The following is a 23659-nucleotide window of genomic DNA, read 5'->3' as shown; positions in this document are numbered from 1 at the left end:
TCTGATTCAGCCGATCCGAGCGATCGCGTAGGGTGTCATCACAAGATGGCCTCGATCAAACTCCGAAAGGTCGACCGCAACGTCGCTTGCCGTCAGGTTCGTCAGCCACACGACCGTCTTGCCCGAGGATGAACGCCCGGCCAACGCCAGTACTCGGGTCTCATCGCTCGTTCTGGCCGTGACATGTTTAAAGCCAGCCAGCTCGCAAAGCCCCTTGATGGCTTGGAAGATCGGCCGAGGTGACCCTTCCGCAACGGGTTCCCCGGATGCCGCCAGCACGCCGAATGGCCCGGTGAAGCCGGCCAGCGTCAGCATCTCCAGGCCGGCCGGCGCGACCCGCGCGGCATAGCCGATCGTCCAGGCGGCGGCGAGCTGGCCATTCTGGCGCGGATCGCGGTTCGCCATGGCGATGCGCTCTCCCCGCGGATTGTCCTTGGTGGCGCCGCCATACGGGTTCTGCCGCATGGCAATGGTCGAGGGTCCGATCCGGTAGGGCTTGTCGCCGAACATCGCTCGCGCCGACCGGGTGATGAACGGCAACGCCTCCAGCGACTGCATGACGCTGAGATCGTCGGCGGCATGCACGATCGGGCAGGTGCAATGGGTGACGAAATCGAGCAGCCCGGCCGGGACGCGCTTGCGGTTGAGCTCGGTAAAATAACTGAACATGCCGCCCCCGAGACGGATGTCGGAAAAGGCGCAGCGCGCGGCGCCATAGACATCTTCCAGCGGCGGGCACGCCGGCCAGGCACTGCCCGGCGGCGTCGACTGGCGGTCGACCGAAGGCGAAACCGCGATGGCGTCGAGCCGCAGACCCGCCTGACCCACCATGTCGGCGACATCGGAGAGCTCGGCATCGAGATCGCCGCTGCAGGCAACCACGCATTCGAGCGTTGTCAGAGCGGGATACGCAGCAGCGAGACGGGCGAAGGAGCGCAAGGCATCGAGCCCATGGCCGCGCGTCGGATCGTAGTGGAACAGCAATTGTCGCGGGCCGAGCACGGACAGGGTGGCGAGGTTAGCCAGCGCTGTCTCGACATCGTCGGGATAGATGATCACGCCGACATCCGGAAGCGCCGGGCCGGGCTCGCCGAGCCTAACGCGGATAGGGCCAGATGGCTCGGCGGCGGCCAGCGTCCTGCCGTCGCCGGCAATACGCAGGCTGATCGTCTGGTGGTTGGTTTCGCCGGCAGGCAACACATAGGGCCAAGGCAGCGCCAGCGGCCGCACATAGGTCTTGTAGGAGGCGTCGGACCAGTTGCGCTGGTCCTCCATCTCGAAAATGTCGCCTTCCATGCGGCATTCGGCGCTGACGCCGGGACGCACTTCATGGGTGATGGCGCGCAAATCCTTGAAAGGCTGCCAGGGGTCGATCAGGTCAGGCAGTTTCGTCGCCACCACACTGCCATCCGTATGCTCCACCGTTACCGGTCTGCCGGCGAGGCCGGCGATCGGATGCAGGATGCAGAAGCCGCAGCGGTTGGTCTCGAAATCACTGTCGGGCAGCGCGCTGACGTCGAAGACCAACTGCTCATCAGAAGAGCCTTTGATGGTGGCGCGGAAAGCGAGCCGGCTTCCGCGCGGCCCGGTGCAGCTTGCCGTATAGCCGACGGAGAAAGCATCGGCGTCCTGAGCGATGGTCAGGTTCGTCAGCGCTGGTTCGTAGGTGCCCCAGTCGCGGTCGCGCACGATATAGGCGATGGCACGCAGCACCTCGGTGCCGCCATGGCGGATCGTGCGCAGATTGCCGTTGACGAAATCGGCGCTGAGCGGTCCGGCGTTGAGCCGAATCGGTTCGGCTTCCGCCGCGCTTGTGCCGCAGAGGAGGAAGCGATCACCGGTCATTTCAGCAGTTCGTCGATCCGCACCGGTTGCTGGCTTGCGGCGCCGGTATAGGCAGCCTCGACCAGCGCGAATGTCTTGAGGTTGTCGGCACCGGAGGTCGCCGGCTCCTTGCCTGATGCAAGGCAGTCGACCCAGTGCCGCTGAATCGCCAGCACGCTTTCCTGGATGTTGTGCCACGGCCGTGAGGCCCAGGGCAAAAGCGGCGGCGAGATATCCCTGACCGTTGTGCCGCTCTTGCCGGTGACGGTCAGCTGGTATCCCTGCGCCAGCCGGAGCGTGCCGTCGCTGCCGTCGATCTCGATCAACGTCTCGGGAAACGGCTCGGCGGCAAGCCGCGTCGCATAGCTGCAATCGACCACCGAAGTGGCGCCGCTCTTGTGATCCATCAGCATGGTGGCCACGTCCTCGCCGGCGATGGCCGGGTTAACACGCGCGGTGCGAGCGGTGAGGCTCGACACGTCGCCCAGCAGAAAACGGGCGATGTCGAGGATGTGGATGCCGAGATCCTCGATGATGAAGCGTTTCCCCGTCGCCAAGTAGGGCTGGCCGGAAAACACATCATAGGCCGAGCGGAAGGAGATACGCCCGAAGAAGGGCGTGCCAATTTCGCGGCTGTCGAGCGTGGCGCGCACAGCCTGGACCGGCGACTGCCAGCGGAAATTCTCATGCACCATCAGCGGCACGCCGGCCTTGGCGCAGGCCGCGACCATCGCCTTGGCGTCAGCGAGCGTCGGTGAGAACGGCTTCTGGCAGATCACCGGGACGCGGTTGGCGGCCGCCATCTCGACCAGCGGCCGATGGCTGGCCACGGTGGTGGCAATGTCGACGAAGTCGAGCGTCTCGGCGTCGAATAGCGCCTCGGCTTCGGTATAGCGCCGCGCCACGCCGAACTGGTCGCCGACGATCCGGAGCCGCTCCGGGTCGCGGTCGCAGATGGCGACGATCGCGGCGCCCTCGATATCGCGCCAGGCATGCATCTGGTTGACGGCGAAGAAGCCGCAGCCGATCAGCGCTCCACTCAAAGTCGCCACGATCAACCCGCCTTTGCCATCTGCATCAACGTGACGCGCTGCTGAAGCCGGCGCTGCGCCTGGTCGACGACGACGGCGACGATGATCACCAGACCCTTGATAACCATCTGCCAGAAGGAGCTCACCCCCATCATCACCAGCCCGTCCGACAGGATGCCGATGACGAAGGCGCCGACAATGGTGCCGCCGATAGTGCCGCGACCGCCCGACATCGAAGTGCCGCCAAGCACCGCCGCGGCGATGGCATTCAGTTCGAAACTTTCGCCCGTTGCAGGATGCGATGCCATCAGTTCCGACGAGATGATCAGGCCGACGATAGCTGCGCAGAAGCCGGAGAACATGTAGACGAACATCTTGACCATGTTGACGCGCACGCCCGAAATGCGCGCCGCGCGCTCGTTGCCGCCGACGGCGAAGATGTGGCGGCCGAGCGGCGTGTACCGGGCGAGATAGGCCGCACCCAGCGCCACCACGATCAGGATCCAGATCGACACCGGCAGGCCGGCGAGCCGCCCTGCGCCGAGGAAGCCGAAACCGGTGGTGCCGAGTTCCGGCTTGCCGACCAGATTGGGGAAGGTGCGGCCGTCGGATGACAGCAGCGCCAGGCCGCGCGCCACATAGAGCACGCCGAGCGTGGCGATGAAGGGTGCGACGTTGAGCCTGGTGATCAGCAGTCCGTTGACGGCGCCGATCAATATGCCGACCGCCAGGGTGATCAATGCGATCTCCACCACGTTGAAATAGATGGTGTAGCCGACATGCAGGTCGATGCCGTTGAGCACGAGATAGCCGGCCACCATGCCGCACAGGCCGACGATCGAACCGACCGACAGGTCGATGCCGCCGGTGATGATGACGAAGGTCATGCCCATGGCGAGGAAGGCGTTGAGCGCCACATGCTTGGCCATCAGGATGAGGTTCGCCGCCGAAAGGAAGTTCGGTGCCGCGATGGAGAAGAACACCAGCACCGCGATCAGCGCGATGAAGGTCCTGAGCTTCATCAGCGTCAGCAGCGCGGAGCCGCCGGAGGCTGTAGTGGGAGCCGCCCTGGCTGGAATGTCAGTCATCGGCTTTGCTCTCCATTTACCGGGGCAGGGTGTGCGGGGGCAGGTCCATGGCCAAGCGCTGACGCGGCGACGATCGCTGCCTCGCTCGCCTCGGTGCGGTCGAACATGCCGGTCAGCCTGCCATTGCTCATCACCGCGATGCGATCGGACAGCGCCATCACCTCGTCGAGGTCGGAGGTGGCAAACAGGATGCCCAGCCCATCGCGCGACAGCTTGCGCATGGTGCGGAAGACGTCGGCCTTGGCGCCGACATCGATGCCGCGGCTCGGCTCGTCCATCAGAAGCACCTTCGGCCCGGTGAGCAGCGCCTTGCCGATCACCACCTTCTGCTGGTTTCCGCCGGAAAGCGATGAGACTTCCTGCGTCGGGTCGGCGACCTTGATCGCGAGCTCCCGCACCATCTGGGTCACGGCCTGCCGCTCGGCGCCGCCACGGATATGGAACAGGCGCACGAAGCGCGACAGGCTGGCCAGCGTCAGGTTGCTGGCAACGGATAGGATAGATACCAATCCCTCGCGTTGGCGATCTTCCGGAATCAGCGCCAGCCCGCGCCGTATGCGCCGCGTCGTGTCGCGTTCCATGATATGTTTTCCGTCGATGAAAATCTCGCCGCTGGCATGGCCGTGGCGGCCCATGATGCAATCGAAAAGCTCGCTGCGCCCGGCGCCCATCAGGCCGTAAATACCCAAAATCTCGCCGGCGCGCAGCGACAGTGAGACATGGTCGACCGCCATCCCGCCGGTGACGCGCGGCAGGCAGATGTCCTCGGCGCGGAAGATCTCCTCGCCCGGCTGATGGCCGTCGGCCTTGGCGAAATCCTTGGCGTCCGAGCCGATCATCTGCCGCACTATCCACTGCGTGTCGACGTTCTTCACTTCCTCCTGGCCGGTGATGCGGCCATCACGCAGCACTGTGATGTAGTCACCGATGCGGATCAGCTCTTCCAGCCGGTGCGAGATGTAGACGATCGCCACCCCCCGCGCCTTGAGGTCGGCGATCACCTTGAACAGGATCTCGACTTCCGCCGCACTGAGCGCCGAGGTCGGCTCGTCCATGATCAGGATGCGCGCATCGAGCGAGACGGCCTTGGCAATCTCGACCAGCTGCTGCTGGCCAATGCGCAAATCCTCAACCAGCGTGTCCGGCCGGATACCGGCTTCGAGCCGATCGAGAAATTCGCCGGCCCGCAGTTCCTGCGTCTTGCGGTCGATCTTGCCAAACAGGTTGGTGATCTCGCGGGTGGCGAAAATGTTCTCGGCGACCGTCATGTTTCCGAACAGGTTCAGCTCCTGGAACACCATGCCGATGCCACGGGCCACGGCATCGCCGGAGGAGGAGAAGGAAACCTCGTTGCCGTCGAGCATGATGCGCCCGGCCGTCGGTTGCTCGACGCCTGCGATGATCTTCATTAGTGTCGATTTGCCGGCACCGTTTTCGCCGACGAGCACATTGACCGCGCCCTTGCGCACCTCGAAAGTGGCCTGCTTGACCGCGACGGTGCCGGCATAGACTTTCGAGACGTCTTCCAGCTTCAGGATGACGTCGTGATCAAGCGCCGCGCTCATGGCTTGGGCCCGATCTCGGCCTCCGCCGGGGTCACCAACGGCAGGTCCTGGCCGCCTTCGATCGTGTAGGCCCCGAGCACCTTGGCGGTGCGGCCCTCCAGCGCTTCGCGCGGCAGCTTGGATAGCACGGTCTTGTCGGCATAGGCGTTGAACGCCTTGCCGAACTGGGCGAAGTCGATCTGGTTGGTGAAATCGTTGAATTGAACGAAATCGAGGCTGTCGCGCAGTGCGGTTCCACGCATCGCCGGCCCGATCTGCACGCGCGCATCCGCCTTGCCGTCGCCGTCGACGTCGATATCCATCGTCGCCGCGCGCGACTGCGTGTTGGCGGCGACGATCTTGCCCTCGAAGCGGACCGCGAAGGTCCATGGCGAATTCGCCTGCTTCTTGGGATTGCCGTATTTGGCGCCGGCCGCCGCCTGGTCGGTCTTCGCCAGCGCATGGACCTCGGCAAATGGCCCGGCCTTCTCTTGCAAATAGGGGATGACCTTCGAGGCCCAGATCTCCTCGACCATCTTGTCCGGGTTGAAGCCCGACGCGTTGCCCGCAACCCCTTGCGCCGATGGTGTCGGCAGGATCTTGCAGGCGCTGAGGCCGATGCCGGCGACCAGCGCGAGGATCGGCCAAGTTGCCTTAATCGGCCAGGTCGGCTTACTGAGCATGGCGGTCAAAGCTTCCCATTGAAATGGAGGCGAGGGACGAACCCAAGGTTCGCCCCTCGCTGTTTGCGTTGCGCCGGCTCAGTTCTTCAGCGCGAAGGTTTCCAGCTTGGCGGCATTGTCTCCATTGATGAGCACGCAGTCCATCAGCTGCTTTTCCTTCTCGGGCGACTTCTTGTTCTTGATGAAGTCGTTGGCCTGCTCGACCGCCATCTGCGCTTGGGCGTAGGCCGGCTGCAGCACTGTCGCCTTGATGCCGCCTGATGTGATGGAGTCGCGCACGTCGTTCGAGCCGTCAAAGCCGACGACGATGACATCCTTGCGGTTCGCCGCGGCGAGCGCCGCATAGGCGCCCATTGCCATCGTGTCGTTGCCGGAGATCACGCCCTTGATATCGGGATTGGCCTGGAGGATCGATTCCATCTTGGAATAGGCCTCGGTCTGGCTCCAGTTGGCCGACTGCTGCGCCACCATCTTGAGGTCCGGATAGTCGTCGATGACGTCGTGATAGCCCTTGGAGCGGATGCCGGCATTGGTGTCGGATTCCTTGCCGACCAGTTCGACGAAGTTGCCCTTCTCGCCCATCAGCTTGACGAATTCCTGCGCGCCGAGTTGGGCGCCCTGGTAGTTGTTCGAGACGATCTGCGCCACGGCGACGCCGGTGGCATTGATCTCGCGGTCGATCAGGAAGGAGGGGATGCCGGCGTCCTTGGCCTTCTGCACAGCGGCGACGGTGGCGTCGGCGCCGGCATTGTCGAGGATGATGGCCTTGGCGCCGCGGCCGATCACGGTATCGATCAACTGCGACTGCTTGTTGGCGTCGTCGTCATGCACCAGCACCAAGGCCTCGTAGCCGAGCTCCTTGGCCTTGGCCTCGGCGCCGACGGCTTCGGCCTTGAAGAACGGATTGTCATGCGAGGGGGTGATGATCGCGATCAGGTCGGCCGCGAAGGCCGGCGCCGCCGTGCCCAGTGCCAGTACGCCGGCGAAAGCCGCAAGTGTCATTCTCCGAGTAAGTTTCATTAAGTCCTCCCGTTAAGAACATGGGCCTCGACCAGTCGAGGCCACTGTCTCCTTTGAAATCGTCAGACAGGGCGGGGCAAAACGCCGCCTGGATCGGCAAAGCCGTTTGCCGGCTTTCGACCTAACCTTATTTTCGCGCCCGTTCCCCGCCATTCTCCGCTCGTTCCAATCCCCTCTCCTAGTGGAGGATGATCAGTTCGAGTGCGTCAGCAGCTTAGCCAACTGGTATGATGAGTCAACGACTAATTCAGATGATCTGTATCTAACCGTGCGCCTTACCGCAGCGGAGGGAAATGCGCGCTTCAGGTGATGCGACGGATGCTGGCGGCAATCTCCTCCGGCTCGAAGACACGCTTCCAGTCATCGCGCATCAGTACCGGCTTGCCGAATTCAATGGCCTTGTTGCAGGCATCGGAGAACACGCCGTTGGTCTCGCCGAAGATGACGGCGCCGAGCACATTCATGTGGCCGAGCAGGAAATCGAGGGCGGCCTGCCGGTCGACGCCGCGTGCCACGACCTCGTCGAGCGCTTCCTTCATGACGACGAGCAGCGAAGCGCACACTGTCTCCGAAAGGCCGGGCTCCAGCAGCGCCATATGCTCGACCGTGACGCGGTGCGAGCGCATTACCGGCGCCCAGATGATCTGCGCGATCTTCTCGCCCTTGGCGTAGTCTTCCTCCGGCCCCTGCATCAGGGCGCTGACGAAATGCTGCTTGGCCTTGACGCCGCCGAAGAAGTCCTTCTTGGCGGCCATGTCGGTCTCGTCGTTGAAGATCGGCGGATGGCAGGGATGGGTCACAAAATAGGTAAGGTCGGGACGATCGGGCAGATGGCCGGCGAACGGGGCCGCCGCGTCAAGCACGATCACCATCGTGCCGGGCGAAAGCTTGCTTTCAATGCTGGCGGCGACCTTGCCGATATGTGTGTCCGGCACCGCCAGGATCACGACCTCAGCACCGTTGAGCGCCTCATCGACGCCGACCGCATCGAAGCCCAGGCCGGTTTTCAGCCGCTCCTTGCCGGCCTCGCTGATCTCGACATGGCGGATCGTGTAGTCCGATCCGCGAAAATTGGTCGACAGGCGGTAGCCCATTTTCCCGCCCGCACCGAACAGTGCAATCGTTGTCATCTGACCCTTGCTCCTTGAACCCTGGGTGATCGTCGCGCGATCGTCATCTTATATACTGGTATGATCACTCTACCATAACTTGGCAAGTGGAATTGTCGGCCTGCTGGTCACTCCGGCAACGACGCGGCCGCCTTTGCCTGCGTCTTCGGCGTCGCTCCATCTGCAGGCTCGGCAGTGGTTCGCCGCGTCAATGCCTGTCGACCGGCAAGGGCCAGGACAAAGATGACGACGATACCCTGGACGATGTCCTGGGCGCCGGGCGGCAGCCCGATGATCTGCATGGTCGTCACGATCAGGATGAGCAGGATGCTGGCGAGCAAAGTGCCGAGCGCTGTGGCCGAACCACCGAAGATCAGCGTGCCGCCGAGCACCACGGCGGCGATCGACTGCAAGAGATAGGGCTGGCCCATTTCGAGGAAGGCGCCGCCGATGTAAGCGCCGAGCAGCAGGCCGTCGAGCGAGGCCAGCACCGACGAGATGATAAAGGCCGCCGCGATCACGCGGCCGTTGTTGATGGCGGCGAGCCTGGCGGCCGCGCGGTTCTGGCCGACCGCCGACAGCAGCTGACCGAACACGGTGTAGCGCAGCACGAAGGAGGTCGCAGCGACCCCTGATATGGCGATGATGGCCATGATCGGAACACCCGAGATGCGGCCCGTCGCCAGATCTTTCAGCGCCGGGCTGACGGCGAAGCCGGGGATCGCCTTGTTCGAAAGCAGCGTCGCGGTGGCCAGCACATAGCCGGTGGCGAGCGTCGCGATGATCGCCGGAATGCCGAGGCCGACGACGAGCAGCGAATTGAGCAGGCCGACCGCGAGGCCGAGCAGGACAGCGGCGACGACACCTATAGCGAGGTTGGCGTCCTGCCCCTTGATGGTGAGCAGCGCGACGAAGGCGCTGAGTGTGATGACCGAAGCGACGGAAAGATCGATGTTGCCGCGTCCGGTGGTGACGACGAACATCTGGCCGATGCCGACGACGGTCAGGAACGATGCCGACAGGATGATGCCCGACAGGCTGGAGAGGCTGAAGCGATTGGTGACCACGGAAAGCACCAGCCAGAGCAGGAGCACGCCGATCGCGGCCCAGATCCAGCGGTTTTTCTGGGCCCACATGGTGAAGGCGGACAGCGTATTCATTGTTCGCTCCCGCGGTCGGCAGTCAGGCCGCGCAGCGTCAGCAGCGCGATCAGGATCAGGCCTTGCGTCGCGGCGTTGTAGTCGCTGCTGACATTAAGCGTGCCGAGCAGCGCGCCGATCAGCGACAGCGTCACCGCGCCGGCGATGGCGCCGACCGGCGAGACGACGCCGCCGAGCAGCGAGCAGCCGCCCATCACCACGGCGGCGACGCTGAGCAGCGTGAACGAACTGCCGGAATTGATGTCGCTCGCCGTGTTGATCGCCGTCAGCGACAGGCCGGCGGCCGCGGCGAACAGCCCAGCGATGAGATAGCGCATCAGCGCGTAGCGTGTTGGCGACCAGCCCGAGCGGATCATTGCCGTCGGATTGTTGCCGAAACCCCGCAGCACCACGCCGAGTGGCAACCTGTCGATCGTCAAGACCACCAGGGCGACAGCCGCGATGAGGATGATGGATGTCGGCAGGAAGTCGAGCGACCAGCCGAACAGCGCCGTAAGCCATTCAGGGCTGGCGCCACCTGGCGTCGGCTGCAGCGCATAGCCCAGCCCCACCCAGATGAAGGAGGCGCCGAGCGTGACGACGATGGCCGGGATCTTGCGTGCCTGGATCAATCCGCCGAGCCCGGCATACACAGCCACCGCCGCCAACAGCGCCAACGCCCCAAGCCACGGCTGATCGTATAGCAGCGTGGCGCTGAGCACGCTGACCAGGCCGGCGAAGGCGCCGACGCCGAGGTCGATTTCGCTGCCGCCCACGATGAACATCTGCGCCGCCGTCACCATCACCAGCGACAGCGCCGGCATCAAAAGCAGGTCGAGGCCGAAGATCGAGGCGACCGCGGGATTGGCCGTGATCATCACCGCCAGCACGGCGGCAAGGCCGATGAAGGGGGCAGCGTTCACCAGCCGGCGGGCAAGCCCCGCCGCGCCGGCCGTGCGGTGCGTCGTGTCGGCGCGCTTGTCGACTTGATGAACGAAAGACGCCCCAACGACAGCCGCTTCAGTGATCGCCTCGCCGCTCAGTTCCTTGACTATCCGTCCGCCGGCAAAGACCAGCACACGGTCGCAGGCCAGCAGTTCGGCATCCTCGGTGGTGTGCCAGACGAGGGTCCGCCCGCTGCGCGCGATGTCGTTGCAGAGCCGGTAGAAATCCTGCTTGGTGGCGATGTCGACGCCGCGCGTCGGATCATCGAGCAGGATGATCGGCGTATCGGCGACGAGCGCGCGGGCAACCAGCGCCTTTTGCTGGTTGCCGCCGCTCAGCTCCAGAATGTTGGACCCAAAGCGGCTTTCGTCGAGCCGCAGCCGGCCGGCGGCGTCGCCCGCGGCCGTACGGTTGAGCCGGTCCGAGACCAGGCCCAGCGACGGACGACGCGCAAGGCTGCCGATGGAGATGTTGCCCAGCACGCTCCACAGCGGGAACACGCCTTCCTTCTGGCGGTCGCCGGCGATGAAGCCGGCTTCACCGGTCCGGGTGACGGGCCCATCCTTTCCAGGCTTGAAAATGGCATGCAGCAGATCTTTCTGGCCGCTGCCCTCGAGCCCCGCCAGTCCGACGATCTCGCCGCGCGCGATCTCGACGTCGCGGCCAAGTTCGGATGTCAGCGCTCCGGACAGCCGGACCACGGCATCTCCGGCGCCGGCGACGGCGGCGCCATGCTGATGGACCGGATTGGCGTCACCGCCCATGAGCTGCACCAAGCGGTCGATCGACGTGTCCGCGACGTCACCTCGCCAGGAGGTGCGGCCATTGCGCAGCACCACCACCTGCGTGGCGATGTCGATGATTTCCTTCAGCTTGTGGCTGATGAAGATGAAAGCGAGGCCAGCCTTGGCTCGCTCGCGGATGAAGGCCCGCAACTGCTTGGAGCGATCCAGATCGAGCGAGGAGGTCGGCTCGTCGAGAACGATGAGCCTGACGCCCGGCGTGGCGGCGGCGCGCGCGATCTCGACCATCTGCCGTTCAGCGATGGACAGATGGCCGACGTCGGCATCCACATCGATGCCGTTGCCGGGAAAGACGGCATCCAGCGCCGAGCGCGCGCGGGTTCTGTAAAGCCTACGCCAGCCCGGCCGGCTCGCCGCGTCCGCCGGCGTTTCGAGGAAGAAGTTCTCGGCGACGGACAGGTTGGTGCACAGGGACAGTTCCTGGTGCACCATGCGGATGCCGCGCCGTTGCGCTTCCGCCGTGTCGTAAGTTACGAAGCCTATCGTCTGGCCGGCGAAGGAGATCGAGCCCAGCGTCGGCCACATGGCGCCGCAGAGAATGCGCATCAGCGTCGATTTGCCGGCGCCGTTGCCGCCAACGAGGCCGATAATCTCGCCGGCCGAAACGGCGAGGTCGATCTCGGCGTTCGCCAGCGTCGGCCCGAAGCTCTTGGTGATCTGTGAAAGCGCGACGATTTCCTGCCGGAGCGACATGGCGGGCGCCATTGCGACCGCGCTCTTCTGATCGGCAACGGCAAGGTGGGACATTCGTCCTCCGTTTCTTCGCGGCAAAGAATCGGGCGCCGTTCGGCGCCCGACCCATTGCTGGTCGCGTTACTTGCTCAACAGGTTCTGCTTGACCCAGTCGAGCGAATAGCTGGGGCTGATGATCTGGCCGCCCGGCAGCTTGGCGTATTCCTTGAGATTGCTCGCATCGACGGTTGCCACCGGCATGATCATCATCTTGGGCGCCTTGGCGCCCTTGAGCAGGGAGAGGCCGAGCCAGAAAGCGGCGCCGCCAATGCCTGGCGTCGTGTTCATGGAGACGGTCTGGTAGCCGTTCTTGGCGTTCTCGTCGGCCCACCACTTGACGAAGTCGGTACCGCCGCCGCCCTCGATGATCGGCATCTTGTCCTTGTACTCGCCGCCATACTGGACGAAGGCCTGGGCGATGCCGACATCGTCACTGCCGCCCTGGCCGAGCACCGCATCGACATGCGGCAGCGAGGGCAGCACATTGGCGATCGCCGCTTGCGCCACCGAGGCGGTCGCCTGACCGTAGACTGTCGCGACCACCTTGATGTCCGGATACTTTGCCAGGACCGACTGCTGCGCGTTGAACATGTCATTGTCGGGCGCCGAGCCCTTGACGCCACGAACCTGGATGACGTTGCCCTTGCCGCCGAGCATCTTGAACACTGCTTCGGCCTGGGTCGCCTTGTAGCCCTTGAAGTCGAAATTGAGCTGGTAGTTGCAGGGTGCAGAGGCGACTGAATCGAAGGAGACGACGATGATGCCGGCCTTGCAGGCTTTTTCGATGATACCGTTGACCGCGGTTTCCGAGGCAGCGTCGACGGCGAGCACGTCGACCTTCTTGAGGATCAGTTCGGCGATCTGACTGTTCTGCTGCGCCACCGAACCATCGCCGTTCATGACGATGTAATCGTCGATCTGCCCGGCCGCCTTCGCTTCCTTGGCCGAGGCTTCGAACGCTTCCACCATCTGGTGGCGCCAGGTGTTGCCGTAATAGGCATTGGTCAGCGCGATGACCGGTTTGTCCGACGACGCCATTGCTGGCAGCGTCACAACACTGATCAGCGCGGCGCTGGCCAGCGCCGCCATGATTGAACGTTTCATTGTATCTCCTCCCAGAAAGACCATAGGACGTAGCGCATCTGCTGAGGATCACGCCATGTCAGGTACATATTATACCAGCATACCAAATACACAAGCGCTTTGCTGCCTGCTGGGGTCGCAGGCTGTCGGACGGGTGCCTCATCTGACGACGGCCTTTTCGTCGCAGATGCAACGATCAATTGCGTCTTTCGCAGCTTGGATCATGGCTGCAAATCCGGCTTCCAACTTTTTGCCCTAGGTATTCGCGGCGCGCCGAGATAGCATATGTGCCAGATGGGATGTGCGATGGCAGAAGTCTCGATACGCCGTGCGGACTTCATGATGGTCCTCGCCTATGCGTCGGACCTTGCTACAGGCCATTCTCGCGACTTCGCACTGAAATCATGTGTGCTTGCAATGCGGATCGCCCAGCTTGCGGGCCTTCCCGAACACGTTCGGCGCAATGCGTACCACCAGTCGATGCTGCGCTATGTCGGCTGCAACGCCGACACGGACCTTCTGGCCGCCACCTTCGGTGATGAGATCGCGCTCCGCCAGGATCTCGTCGGCCTCGACATGGGCAATCGTGCGGAACTGGGCAGGGTCTTCGTACAGGCATTCAAGCGGTTCTACTACGATCTCGAGCCTGACGCGCAGGGAAAGGCGATCGAGGCTGCGATGTCGCAGGCGCTCGCTGTGGCCCGCCCGGTGCTCACCGCGCATTGCGAGGTCGCCCAGAGGATTGGCGAGCGGCTTGGCCTGTCCGAGGATATCCGGCGCAACCTTGGCCAGATCTATGAACGCTGGGACGGCAAGGGTCTGCCGCACGGGCTAAGCGGCGAGGATGTCTTGCCGGCCGTGCGACTGATCACATTGGCGCAGGACGTAGTTGCGCTCAGCGACGCGGCCGGGATCGATGCGATGGCCGAAACCATCGCCAGCCGCGGCGATGGTCCATACGAAGCGGACTTGGCCCGCCTCGTCGCCGCCAACGCTGCCGTGCTCATGGAGGGCATCGGCGCGACGGTCGACCGCGAAACGATTTTGGCGCTGGAACCCGATCCGCCGGTGATGTTGGACGAGGCGGCTTGCGATGAGGCGTTCCTCGCCATTGCCGACATGATTGACATGCGCATGCCGTTCACGCAGGGCCATTCGCGCATGGTGTCGGAACTGGCCGTGGGGGCGGGGAAACGGATCGGGCTGCCCGATCCCGACGTACGCGCGCTGCGCTGGTCTGGCTGCATCCACGATATCGGCGAGCTCGTCGTGCCGGTGGCGACCTGGATGCGCAACGGTCCGCTGTCGGTGCGCGAGCGCGACGCGGCGCAGCTACACGCTTATTACGGTGAGCGGGCGCTGGCTTCCTTCGGCCACGACGGCGATGCGATGGGTGCGCTCGTGCTGCGCCATCACGAACGCCTGGACGGTTCGGGATATCACCGCAAGGTCGGTGGCTTCGACCTGTCGCCGGCAGCACGGATCCTCGCCGCCGCCGAAGCTTTCCAGACATCGCGGGAGGAACGTCCGCACCGCAAGGCGCTGTCCAGCGAGGCGGCGGCGACGCAGTTGCGCGGGGCTGTTCGCGACGGTTGTGTCTGCCCCGACGCCGCCGAGGCCGTATTGTCCTTCGCCGGGCAACAGTCGCGCCGGATTGTGCCGCGGGCGCTGGCCGGCATGACGCCGCGCGAAATCGAGGTACTGCGCCTGATCGCCGCCGGCCTGACCGCCAAGGAGACGGCTCGCAAGCTCGATATCTCTCCCAAGACCGCCGACCACCACATCCAGAGCGTCTACGCCAAGATCGGCGTGGCCACCCGCGCCGCCGCCGCGCTCTATGCAGTCGAGCATGGCCTTGTCCGGCCGGGCGAAACGCCGGCATAGGGAATCCACCCCATGTGCGCCCGCTCGGGCGCGCGCATCGTGATCCTGTCGACGGACCAATCGTGGCCGCGACCGACAGGAGGAAATCCGATGCTTCTCGCAACGACCAAGGTGGCGGACGTCGACCACTTCATGCGTATCTTTTCGACCAAGGGCGCCGACAAGCGCCGGCTGCACGGCTCGAACGGTGCGACCGTATTCCGCGACCCCAGCGAGCCCGACCGCGTCTGGGCGATCTTCGACTGGGACGCCGAGGGCTGGAAGAACTTCGTTTCGGATCCTGAAGTGCCCGCGATCCTGCAGGAAGCCGGTCATGTCGGCAAACCGCAGGCGGCATTGCTGCTCGGCCACTACGAGGCCTGACGTCCACGCTGTGCGCCGCCTGCCGTCGGCGGCGGCGCGCCCGACAATCGCCAGAAGAACAAACCCCAGAATTGGAGAAATCAGATGGACCCGAAACCTATCAAGATCGGCCTCATCGCTGAACTTACCGGCCCATTGTCTTTCATGGGCATCGCCAACGCCAACCTCACCACCATCCTCGTCGACGATATCAACGCCCGGGGCGGCCTCCTCGGCCGGCCGGTGGAACTCGTCATCGAGGATGGAGAGACGATCGACGGCGTCGCCAAGGCAAAGGCCGCGAAACTGGTCGACGCCGACAAGGTCGATGTGGTCATCGGCGGCATCTACAGTTCGACCCGCCTGGCCATCAAGAGCGAGGCGGTCAGCCGGGGCAGGACGCTCTACATCTATACCGAACAGTATGAGGGGCAGGAAAACGATCCGCTGATATTCTGCACTGGCCCCGTCCCGGCACAGCAGGTCGAGCCGCTGATCCCATGGCTGATGAAGACCACAGGAGCGAAAAAGTTCTACCTGCCGTCCGCGGACTACATCTGGCCGCATTTGTTGAATGAAGCCGCGAGCCGGTTGGTGCGCGCCAATGGTGGCGAGATCGTCGGCGAAGAATATTTTCCGTTGGACACCGTCGATTTTCGGCGGACGGTGCAGCAAATTATGGCTAGCGGCACGGAGGTCGTGTTCAATACCATCGTTCCGCCGGGCCTAACGCCATTCTTCGACGAACTGCACAAGGCCGGTTTCGGCAAGCGCGGCGGCAAGATCGTCTGCACCTATTTCGACGAGAACTTCTTCAATCTCGTGCCTTCCGAGCAGATCGAGGGCCTTTACAGTTGTCTCGACTACTACCAGGAGATCGACGATCAGTTTGGACGCGAGCTCTTGCGCCGCTACGATGGTCGCTTCCCCGGCGGCGCGATGTTGACCGCGGGCAGCGGCTGCACCGGGCATTACCGGGCGATCAAGATGTGGGAAGCTGCGGTAAGGGAAGCCGGGACGGTTGAGCGCGACGCGGTCATCAGGGCGCTCGATCACGCTCGGCTCAATGAGGGACCGGGCGGCCCGGCGGAGATGGTTCCCGGCCAGCACCATGTTCGCATGAACATGTACATCGCGCAGGCGCATGGCAGTCGCTTCCGGGTCGTAAAGAACTTGGGTCCAATAGACCCCAACGAGCGCATGCTTACCGACGAATTTCAACTGACCAACGTGGGGTGAACTGCGCGGACCCCGATCACTGCGCTTCCAATCGGCGGCTGCGGCAAGGCGCCATCGTCATCCATAGGATGCGTCAAAGGCATTGATGCAAGCCACGCCAGGCCATGGGACGCTGCTTGTGGATGCCGAGGTGGTGACTGTCCCGACAAGAATCTCGGCTTGGAACGCTGCAGGAAGGTGGCCCCGGAACGAGCGGCTAAGCCGCGACAGATTTGGGTGATCTGCTTCTTCCCGGATCATGAAGGCTGATTGAGTGACCGCGCGTTGTCGCGGTCACGTCATCGGCGATGCATCCGGGCAGCATGCTCACGTTCTGAGGGTTGCCCGTGACTATGACGGCTGCCGGCATTCTACCGCGGCAACTTGGCGCCTCGCTTGCGCCGTACCAGCACCAGCGTCGCATCGTCCGGATCAGCGGTGACCGTAAAGCCCATCTCGCGCTCGAGCTCGATGGCTGCACGGTTTTCCCGATTTTCGATCGATTCGATCGATTCCAGACCATGGTCATCCGCATAGCGCGCGATGTGGCCGAGCAATTCCCAACTGACCCCCAAATGTTTGCGATCGTCGCGAATGCAGACTGCGACCTCGCCACGCCGGTCAGCCGGATCACTGGCGAGCGTCGCCACCGCGATCAACATTCCTCCCGGTGCGAACGCCAGGAAATTATGGATATGGGCGTCGTCGGAACGGGTCATCGCAACCAGCCGTTCGTGCGAAACCTCGCGCACGGCGCCGAGAAAGCGGAAACGCAGATCTTCAGGCGTCACATGGGTGAAAAACTCTGCCAATGCTGGCTCGTCTTCAGGTCGTGCGGTCCGCACTTCAAAGCAGAATCCGGTGTGAGTGGTCAGGGTCTTGCTCATCGTCATCTGATCCATATTTGGGCCTTTTTTGGGCGTCGTTGCCCGGTGTCGCTAGGGTGATGTGGGCGCTATTCGCCCATGTCCAGGAGCACGTCCTGTTTAAGGATCTCGAGGCTGCGTAGGCCGAGCAGCCGAATAACCCCCTTGTCCTTCAGACGGGTGAAGACCCGCGAGACCGTCTCGATCGTGAGCCCGAGGTAATCGCCGATATCCATCCGAGACATCGGCAGTTCGACCTGGCGCAATCCACCCTGGCGTTCGGCCATGTCGACAAGGAAGGCCGCCACGCGTTCTATGGCGTTCTGGCGGCCAAGCACCAGCAGATGTTCCTGCGCTCTGATCAGGCCCTTGAGGGCCAGTGGCAGCAACTGTCGGGACATGTCGGCGGCCCCGGCAATCCGCAAGACACGGACACCCGTCGCATTGATCGCCTCGGCGAAGAAATGGTGGGTCGCGTCGGCTTCGAAGCCGAATGTCTCACCAGCCAGATGGAAGGCGCTGATCTGCCGTCGACCGTCAGCCAGCAGGCGGTACACGCGCACGGCGCCGAATTCGACGTGATAAAGAGGTCCGGCCTTTTCGCCTTGGGCGTAGATCTCCGTACCGGCCGGAAAGAAGCTGACTGGCTGCGCCCAACCCTCATCGAGGAGGGCAAAAGGGCTCTGCGTCACTGGCACGTCAATGTGGGCGATCTGTTGAGCATACATGGCTGCGTTCCCGGTTGATCCGTGACAACAGCAATCGCGCGAATTGGGATCTGGCGAAATTCGGTTATGTCCCTAAGGGAAACTACGTACGGGGCACACGCCCGCAACAACGCGGGCACCCTACCGGAGGAGCCCGGCACGCCAAGCCTCGCAGGAAGATGATGACTTGTGGTGGGAGACCCAATTCCAGCCGTCAAATGCAGAGCTTCGCGTCATGGAATTGCTTCCTTTGCCAAGGGGAATGCAGAAATTCACGCAGCCAGCCGGCGACGACCGAAGGCAGCCGAGCGCCTGCCGTTTGTGCGCGTCGGCCTTTGAGGCGATCGTGCGACAGGCTTGCGCCAGATCAAAACGCTGCGTCAACGCATCGCCTATGCATTGATGATGAAAGCGCTACCCAAATCTGGAACCTTCATGTTTGCCTTGGCGCTTTCTTGTGCGACGTCGGCACGGGCGGATGACGATCTGCAGATCGCGCGCGGCAAGGAGATTGTGCAGACGAACTGTGCTCGTTGTCATGCGGTCGGCCTGACGGACAAGAGTACGCATCCAGATGCTCCCCCATTCCGCTCATTGTCCAGCCGCTACCCGATAGAGGATCTGGAGGAGGCGCTCGGCGAGGGGATTTCGACCGGCCATCCCGATATGCCGGAGTTTGTCGCCACCCCCACTCAGATCGACGGCATCATTGCCTATATCAAAAGCCTCGATCGAACTGACAGGTGACGTCCGCCTTGGTTTCAGAGACCGCATACCGGCTCAGATTTCGAACCAGGTGCCTTTCCGGCCATTGACGATCTCGACGGCATCCTCGAGCCGACCGATGGCCGAAGACTTGCCGGTCGCCTGAGCGAATTCGATCGCGGCGTCGATCTTGGGTCCCATTGAGCCGGCTGCGTAATCGCGCCCCGATATCTCCGTTGCCCTGACGCGGCGCAACGCGCGCGCGTCCGGGGTGCCATAGCCGAGATAAACCGCATCGACGTCAGTCAACATGAGCAGCATGTCGGCTTTCAATTGCCATGCCAGAAGAGAACTCGCCAGATCCTTGTCGATGACCGCTTCCACGCCGCGGAGGCTGCCGTCGTCTCGCCCGATCACCGGCACCCCGCCACCGCCGGTGCAGATCACGATGACATCGTGATCAACCAGATAAGAAATGACCGAGGCCTCCAGGATCTCAAGCGGCCGCGGCGAGGGCACGACTCGCCGCCACTTGCCGCCGTCGGGTGCGATCGCCCAGCCGTTCAGCGAGGCAAGGTGTCGAGCCGTCTCCTCATTGTAGACGGGGCCTATCGGTTTCGTGGGATGGGAAAACCCAGGATCGCCGGGGTCGACTCTGACCTGAGTCAGCAAGGTCGCGAACAACCTGTTCTTCACGAGGTTGCCGAGTTCCTGTTCGATCATGTAGCCGATCATGCCGGCGCTCTCGGCGCCGAGGACATCAAGCGGGAAGGAGCCGCCGTCCGAGGCCGCGGCGGACTGGAGTGCAAGCAGCCCGACCTGGGGGCCGTTGCCATGCGTGATGACGATCGAATGGCCTTCGCCGATCAATGCTGCCAACGCCGATGCGGCCCGCCTGACATTGTGGCGTTGGTTGTCGGCTGTCATCGGCTCGCCACGCCGCAACAGCGCGTTTCCGCCCAAGGCAACGACGATGCGCATCTTAGCTGCCGATGGTGGCGACGAGCAGGGCCTTGATCGTGTGCATGCGATTTTCGGCCTGGTCGAAGACGATGGACGCAGCCGAGTCGAACACCTCGTCGGTGACCTCCATGCAGTCGATGCCGTATTCCTTCGCAACGAAGGCGCCGATCTCCGTATCGGTATCGTGGAACGCCGGCAGGCAATGCATGAATTTGACGTGCGGATTGCCGGCGGCAGCCATGACCTCGCTCGTGACGCGGTAGGGCGTCAAAAGGCGGATACGTTCGGTCCAGCCGGATTTGTCCTCGCCCATCGACATCCAGACATCGGTGTAAATGAAATCAGCATCCTGGACGCAGCCCGTCACATCCTCGTCGAGGCGGAAACGGCCGCCGCTGCGCTCCGCCAGGTCGCGAACATGGGCGCAGAATTCCTCGTCCGGCCAGAGCTCTTTCGGTGAAGCGATGCGCATGTCTATGCCGACCTTGGCTGCTCCAAGTGCCAGCGACAGCGCAACGTTGTCACGACCCTCGCCGACGAAGGTGACGGTCACATCCGACAGGTGCTTGTGCGTGAATTCGCGCATGGTCATGAAATCGGCGAGGATTTGTGTCGGATGCGCCTCGTCGGTAAGACCATTGTAGACCGGCACGCCGGCATGCGCGGCAAGCAGTTCTGCCTGGTGCTGGCCAAAGCCGCGATATTCGATTGCGTCGTACATGCGGCCGAGCACGCGGGCGGTGTCCTTCATCGATTCCTTGTGGCCGATATGGCTGCCGCTGGGGCCGAAGTAAGTGACGTGGGCACCCTGGTCATAGGCAGCTACCTCGAACCCTGTGCGCGTGCGCGTCGAATCCTTCTCGAAGATCAGCGCGATATTTTTTCTGACCAGACGCGGAATCTCATGTCCGGCGAGCTTGGCCGCCTTGAGATCTGCCGCCAGCTTCAGAAGAAAGCGGATTTCTTCTGCCGTGAGATCGTCCAGGGTCAGGACGGAGCGGCCATGAAGATTGATCGACATAGGATTTCCTTCGGGTCAAATCGGATCGCGGACAATCGGACAGGTCATGCAGTGCCCGCCGCCGCGGCCACGGCTGAGTTCGGCGCCTTCGACCGTGATCACTTCAATTCCGGCACGGCGCAGCAGCGTGTTGGTGTAGACGTTGCGGTCGTAGCCGATGACTACGCCGGGCTCGACCGCAACGACATTATTGCCGTCATCCCATTGTTCGCGCTCGGCCTCGTAGCGGTCGCCGCCAGTGGCGATGATGCGCAACGCCTTCAGTCCAAGAGCTTCGGCAACCACAGCCGTGAACGGTTTTGTCTCATCGGTGACCTCTACCGACACCTCGCCGTCGCCCGGCCGCAGCGAGAATGTGCGCAGCCGGTCGACCACCGGCGGATACAGGGTGACAAGATCGCGCTCGCAGAAGGTGAAGACGGTGTCGAGATGCATGAAACTGCGGTCGCGGGGCATTAGTGCGGCAATCACGCGGGTGGCTTCGCCGGCAGCGAACAGGTTGCGCGCGAGATCGCCTACCGCTTGCGGCGTGGTCCGCTCGCCCATGCCAACGAGAACCGTTCCGCCCCCGATCGGCATGACATCGCCGCCTTCGAGGCTGGTGCCGGTGCCGAGGTCTGGCGACACGAAAGGTATGCCGCTATCGCGAAAGCGGGGATGGAAGCGGTAGACGGCTTCGACATTGGCCGCTTCCGGGCGCCGCGCGGGCCAGTACATGGGATTGACCGACACTGAGCCGTAAATCCAGCAGGAGCTGTCGCGGGTGAACAACTGGTTGGGCAAAGGCGGCAGCACGAAATCCTGGGGCGCGAGTGTCCTTCCGGTCAGCCCTTTGGGTTCGAAAGGAAGCTCCGCCCGGGCAATGCCGCCCACAAGGTAAGACGACAATTGCTCCGACGGCATCTCTTTGAGCCATCCGCGCATTTCATCGACCATGTCGAGCCCGACGACGCCGGGATGGACCCGGTGGTCGAGAAGCCAGTCGCGGGCCTTGGCCAGGCTCATTGTCTCAGCCAGGAGCTCCCCGAAGGAATGCACCAGCACGCCGCGTTCGCGCAATGCATCGACGAACATATCGTGCTCCTGGCGCGCCCGCTTGACCCACAGCACATCGTCGAACAGCAGCGCCTTGCAGTTCTCCGGTGTGAGCCTGCGCAGGCTGAGGTCCGGACGATGGACCATCACCTCGCGCAGCCGACCGACCTCGGAGTGGACGCCCAGTTTCATCATCTCGCAAATCCTCTCACAGCGCGCTGACCGCGCCGGTCCACATCTCGTAGACGGCAAGGATGGCGACAGCGACGAGGGTTCCGGCGATTGCTGCCTCGGCAGGGTGAAAGACCCGCTGATTGGTTTCGCGGCGCGCCCAGACATAGAAGATGATGCCGGGTGCATAGAGGATCGCGCACATGAACAGGTACGCCGGCCCCGCCGCGTAGACGAGCCACAGCCCGTAGACCGTCGCCAGCAATCCCGCAAAAAGCGGACCGGCGCGCTGCTCGCCGCTCGCGTAGCTCTCTCCCGTCAACGCGAGCTTGGCCGCGTAGGCTCCGGAAAAGATGTAAGGAACCAGGATCGCGGCCGACGCGATGTAGAACAGCGCCTGGTAGGTGCTTTGGGCGAACAGCGTGATTACCAGAAAGGCCTGGACGAGCAGATTGGTGATCAGAAGCGAGGTCGACGGCACGCCGCGCTCGCTTTCATGGCCGAAGAATTTGGGCATCGTGCCATCCTTGGCGGCGACATGCGGGATTTCGGCGGCCAGCAGCGTCCAGCTGAGGAAGGCGCCCACCACGGACACGACAAGCGCGACGTTGATCAGGATGGCCCCCCAGGGGCCGACAACCGCCTCCAGCACACCCGCCATTGATGGGTTCTTCAGCGCGGCGAGTTCGGGTTGGCTTAGGATGCCAAGCGACAGCAACGACACCAGGGCATAGAGAGCGAGGCAAGTGAAGAAGCCGAGTACTGTCGCCGTGGCGATATCCTTGCGGCGTTCGGCCCGACCGGAGAAGACGCTGGCGCCCTCGATGCCGATGAAGACCCACAACGTCACCAGCATCGTGCTCTTCACCTGCGCGGTGACTGAGCCGAGACTGACGTTGCCGAGACCTGTGAAGTCGAGGGACCAGACCTGCAGTTTGAACGCGACGGCCGCCACCCCGACGAACAGGACGATCGGCGCGATCTTCGCCACCGTGACGATGAGGTTCACGACCGCGGCCTGCCGGATGCCGGCGAGAACCAGGATGTGGATCAGCCATAGCAGGATCGATGCGCCGAGCACCGCCTGCCAGGTGTTTCCATCACCGAAGGCTGGAAAGAAATAGGACAGAGCGCTGAACACGATCACCGCGTAGGAAACGTTGCCAACCCAGGCGCTGATCCAGTAGCCCCAGGCGCTGTTGAAGCCGATGAAGGGGCCGAAGCCGGCCTTGGCATAAGCATAGGGACCGGCGTCGAGCTCGGGCTTGCGGGTCGCCAGCGATTGATAGACGAACACCAGCGCCAGCATGCCGACCGCGGTGATCGCCCAACCGATCAGGATTGCGAGGGGCCCAGCACCAGCCGCCATGTTCTGCGGCAAGCTGAACACACCGGAGCCAACCATCGAACCAATGACCAGTGCGGTCAGAGCACCTAGACGAAGCCTTGCTGGCGCCGCGGTCGAGACTTTCCGAGCAGTGATGTTGATATCAGCCGTAGTCATGATGCTCTCCCCAATTTGAAGGCTCTGATGGGAGGCAATAGACAGCAAGCCAGGACTGGCCGCTTTGACGCGGGTCAATAAGCGTTTGCTGAAAAAGGGTGGCGTCGATGTTCCGGTTTCTGGGTCGTTGCACCGCTTCGCCCGTGTCACATCGCGCGCTGCCAGGGCCATGCCGAACGGGGAACGAACCGACTTGCGCTGCCGAAATCGTGCGGGCGCAAATCGGTTTTGGTTTATTGATA

The 23659-nt window shown here is 63.4% G+C and carries 20 protein-coding genes; 4 read left to right on the top strand and 16 right to left on the bottom strand.

The window, feature by feature from the left end:
* Positions 1-6: 6 nt before the first annotated feature.
* The 10 genes from apnL to A3AU_RS0125685 all read right to left on the bottom strand — a co-directional run bounded on the left by apnL (position 7) and on the right by A3AU_RS0125685 (position 13022).
* The gene (apnL, locus tag A3AU_RS0125730; protein ID WP_027055445.1) at positions 7-1845 is read right to left on the bottom strand and encodes a D-apionate lactonase; all 1839 of its coding nucleotides are present in this window, start codon (positions 1843-1845) and stop codon (positions 7-9) included.
* Entirely contained in the window at positions 1842-2876 is a 1035-nt protein-coding gene (locus A3AU_RS0125725; RefSeq protein WP_027055444.1) for a Gfo/Idh/MocA family protein, read from the bottom strand. Before A3AU_RS0125725 ends, apnL begins: the two co-directional genes overlap by 4 nt.
* A 2-nt stretch (positions 2877-2878) precedes the next feature.
* Positions 2879-3943 carry an ABC transporter permease gene (locus A3AU_RS0125720; protein ID WP_027055443.1) on the bottom strand — a complete coding sequence of 355 codons (1065 nt, stop codon included), beginning with the start codon at positions 3941-3943 and terminating at the stop codon, positions 2879-2881.
* Positions 3940-5508, bottom strand: a complete 1569-nt coding sequence (locus tag A3AU_RS0125715) for a sugar ABC transporter ATP-binding protein (RefSeq protein ID WP_027055442.1) — start codon at positions 5506-5508, stop codon at positions 3940-3942. Before A3AU_RS0125715 ends, A3AU_RS0125720 begins: the two co-directional genes overlap by 4 nt.
* Positions 5505-6170, bottom strand: coding sequence for a DUF2291 family protein (locus A3AU_RS0125710; RefSeq protein WP_032918139.1), 666 nt, complete (start codon positions 6168-6170; stop codon positions 5505-5507). The genes A3AU_RS0125715 and A3AU_RS0125710 overlap by 4 nt, the downstream gene beginning before the upstream one ends.
* A gap of 78 nt (positions 6171-6248) precedes the next feature.
* The gene (locus tag A3AU_RS0125705; RefSeq protein WP_027055440.1) at positions 6249-7190 is read right to left on the bottom strand and encodes a D-ribose ABC transporter substrate-binding protein; all 942 of its coding nucleotides are present in this window, start codon (positions 7188-7190) and stop codon (positions 6249-6251) included.
* A 302-nt stretch (positions 7191-7492) separates the two neighbouring features.
* Entirely contained in the window at positions 7493-8320 is an 828-nt protein-coding gene (locus A3AU_RS0125700) for a phosphogluconate dehydrogenase C-terminal domain-containing protein (protein ID WP_027055439.1), read from the bottom strand.
* Between the two features lie 107 nt (positions 8321-8427).
* Positions 8428-9459: an ABC transporter permease gene (locus tag A3AU_RS0125695; RefSeq protein WP_027055438.1), complete on the bottom strand. Its 1032-nt coding sequence runs from the start codon at positions 9457-9459 to the stop codon at positions 8428-8430.
* Complete coding sequence (locus A3AU_RS0125690; protein ID WP_027055437.1) at positions 9456-11933, bottom strand: ATP-binding cassette domain-containing protein; 2478 nt, start codon at positions 11931-11933, stop codon at positions 9456-9458. Before A3AU_RS0125690 ends, A3AU_RS0125695 begins: the two co-directional genes overlap by 4 nt.
* Before the next feature lie 66 nt (positions 11934-11999).
* Positions 12000-13022 carry an ABC transporter substrate-binding protein gene (locus A3AU_RS0125685; protein WP_027055436.1) on the bottom strand — a complete coding sequence of 341 codons (1023 nt, stop codon included), beginning with the start codon at positions 13020-13022 and terminating at the stop codon, positions 12000-12002.
* Positions 13023-13307: 285 nt separating this feature from the next.
* On the opposite strand from A3AU_RS0125685, the gene A3AU_RS0125680 reads away from it, so the two are divergent.
* From A3AU_RS0125680 to A3AU_RS0125670, 3 genes are all read left to right on the top strand, one after another.
* Positions 13308-14885: an HD domain-containing phosphohydrolase gene (locus A3AU_RS0125680; protein ID WP_027055435.1), complete on the top strand. Its 1578-nt coding sequence runs from the start codon at positions 13308-13310 to the stop codon at positions 14883-14885.
* Positions 14886-14975: 90 nt separating this feature from the next.
* Complete coding sequence (locus A3AU_RS0125675; RefSeq protein WP_027055434.1) at positions 14976-15248, top strand: hypothetical protein; 273 nt, start codon at positions 14976-14978, stop codon at positions 15246-15248.
* An 84-nt stretch (positions 15249-15332) separates the two neighbouring features.
* The gene (locus A3AU_RS0125670; protein ID WP_027055433.1) at positions 15333-16466 is read left to right on the top strand and encodes a substrate-binding protein; all 1134 of its coding nucleotides are present in this window, start codon (positions 15333-15335) and stop codon (positions 16464-16466) included.
* 350 nt (positions 16467-16816) lie between these two features.
* On the opposite strand, the gene A3AU_RS0125665 is transcribed toward A3AU_RS0125670, so the two are convergent.
* Entirely contained in the window at positions 16817-17332 is a 516-nt protein-coding gene (locus tag A3AU_RS0125665; RefSeq protein ID WP_027055432.1) for a GNAT family N-acetyltransferase, read from the bottom strand.
* A 68-nt stretch (positions 17333-17400) separates the two neighbouring features.
* The gene (locus tag A3AU_RS0125660; protein WP_027055431.1) at positions 17401-18039 is read right to left on the bottom strand and encodes a helix-turn-helix domain-containing protein; all 639 of its coding nucleotides are present in this window, start codon (positions 18037-18039) and stop codon (positions 17401-17403) included.
* A 336-nt stretch (positions 18040-18375) separates the two neighbouring features.
* On the opposite strand from A3AU_RS0125660, the gene A3AU_RS0125655 reads away from it, so the two are divergent.
* Complete coding sequence (locus A3AU_RS0125655; RefSeq protein WP_418001079.1) at positions 18376-18765, top strand: c-type cytochrome; 390 nt, start codon at positions 18376-18378, stop codon at positions 18763-18765.
* Between the two features lie 33 nt (positions 18766-18798).
* Here A3AU_RS0125655 and arcC read toward each other — a convergent pair whose 3' ends face one another.
* The 4 genes from arcC to arcD are packed head-to-tail and all read right to left on the bottom strand — an operon-like array spanning position 18799 to position 23417.
* On the bottom strand, positions 18799-19704 hold the full coding sequence (gene arcC, locus A3AU_RS0125650; protein WP_027055429.1) for a carbamate kinase: 906 nt from the start codon (positions 19702-19704) through the stop codon (positions 18799-18801).
* Position 19705: 1 nt separating this feature from the next.
* The gene (gene argF / locus A3AU_RS0125645; protein WP_027055428.1) at positions 19706-20707 is read right to left on the bottom strand and encodes an ornithine carbamoyltransferase; all 1002 of its coding nucleotides are present in this window, start codon (positions 20705-20707) and stop codon (positions 19706-19708) included.
* A 15-nt stretch (positions 20708-20722) separates the two neighbouring features.
* Positions 20723-21937, bottom strand: coding sequence for an arginine deiminase (locus A3AU_RS0125640; RefSeq protein ID WP_027055427.1), 1215 nt, complete (start codon positions 21935-21937; stop codon positions 20723-20725).
* A 13-nt stretch (positions 21938-21950) separates the two neighbouring features.
* Complete coding sequence (arcD, locus tag A3AU_RS0125635; protein WP_027055426.1) at positions 21951-23417, bottom strand: arginine-ornithine antiporter; 1467 nt, start codon at positions 23415-23417, stop codon at positions 21951-21953.
* Between the last annotated feature and the right edge of the window lie 242 nt (positions 23418-23659).

The organism is Mesorhizobium erdmanii USDA 3471 (assembly GCF_000472705.1).
Lineage (GTDB): Bacteria > Pseudomonadota > Alphaproteobacteria > Rhizobiales > Rhizobiaceae > Mesorhizobium > Mesorhizobium erdmanii.
Note: the sequence above shows the minus strand (reverse complement) of the source record. Positions and strands in the feature narration are given on the sequence as shown.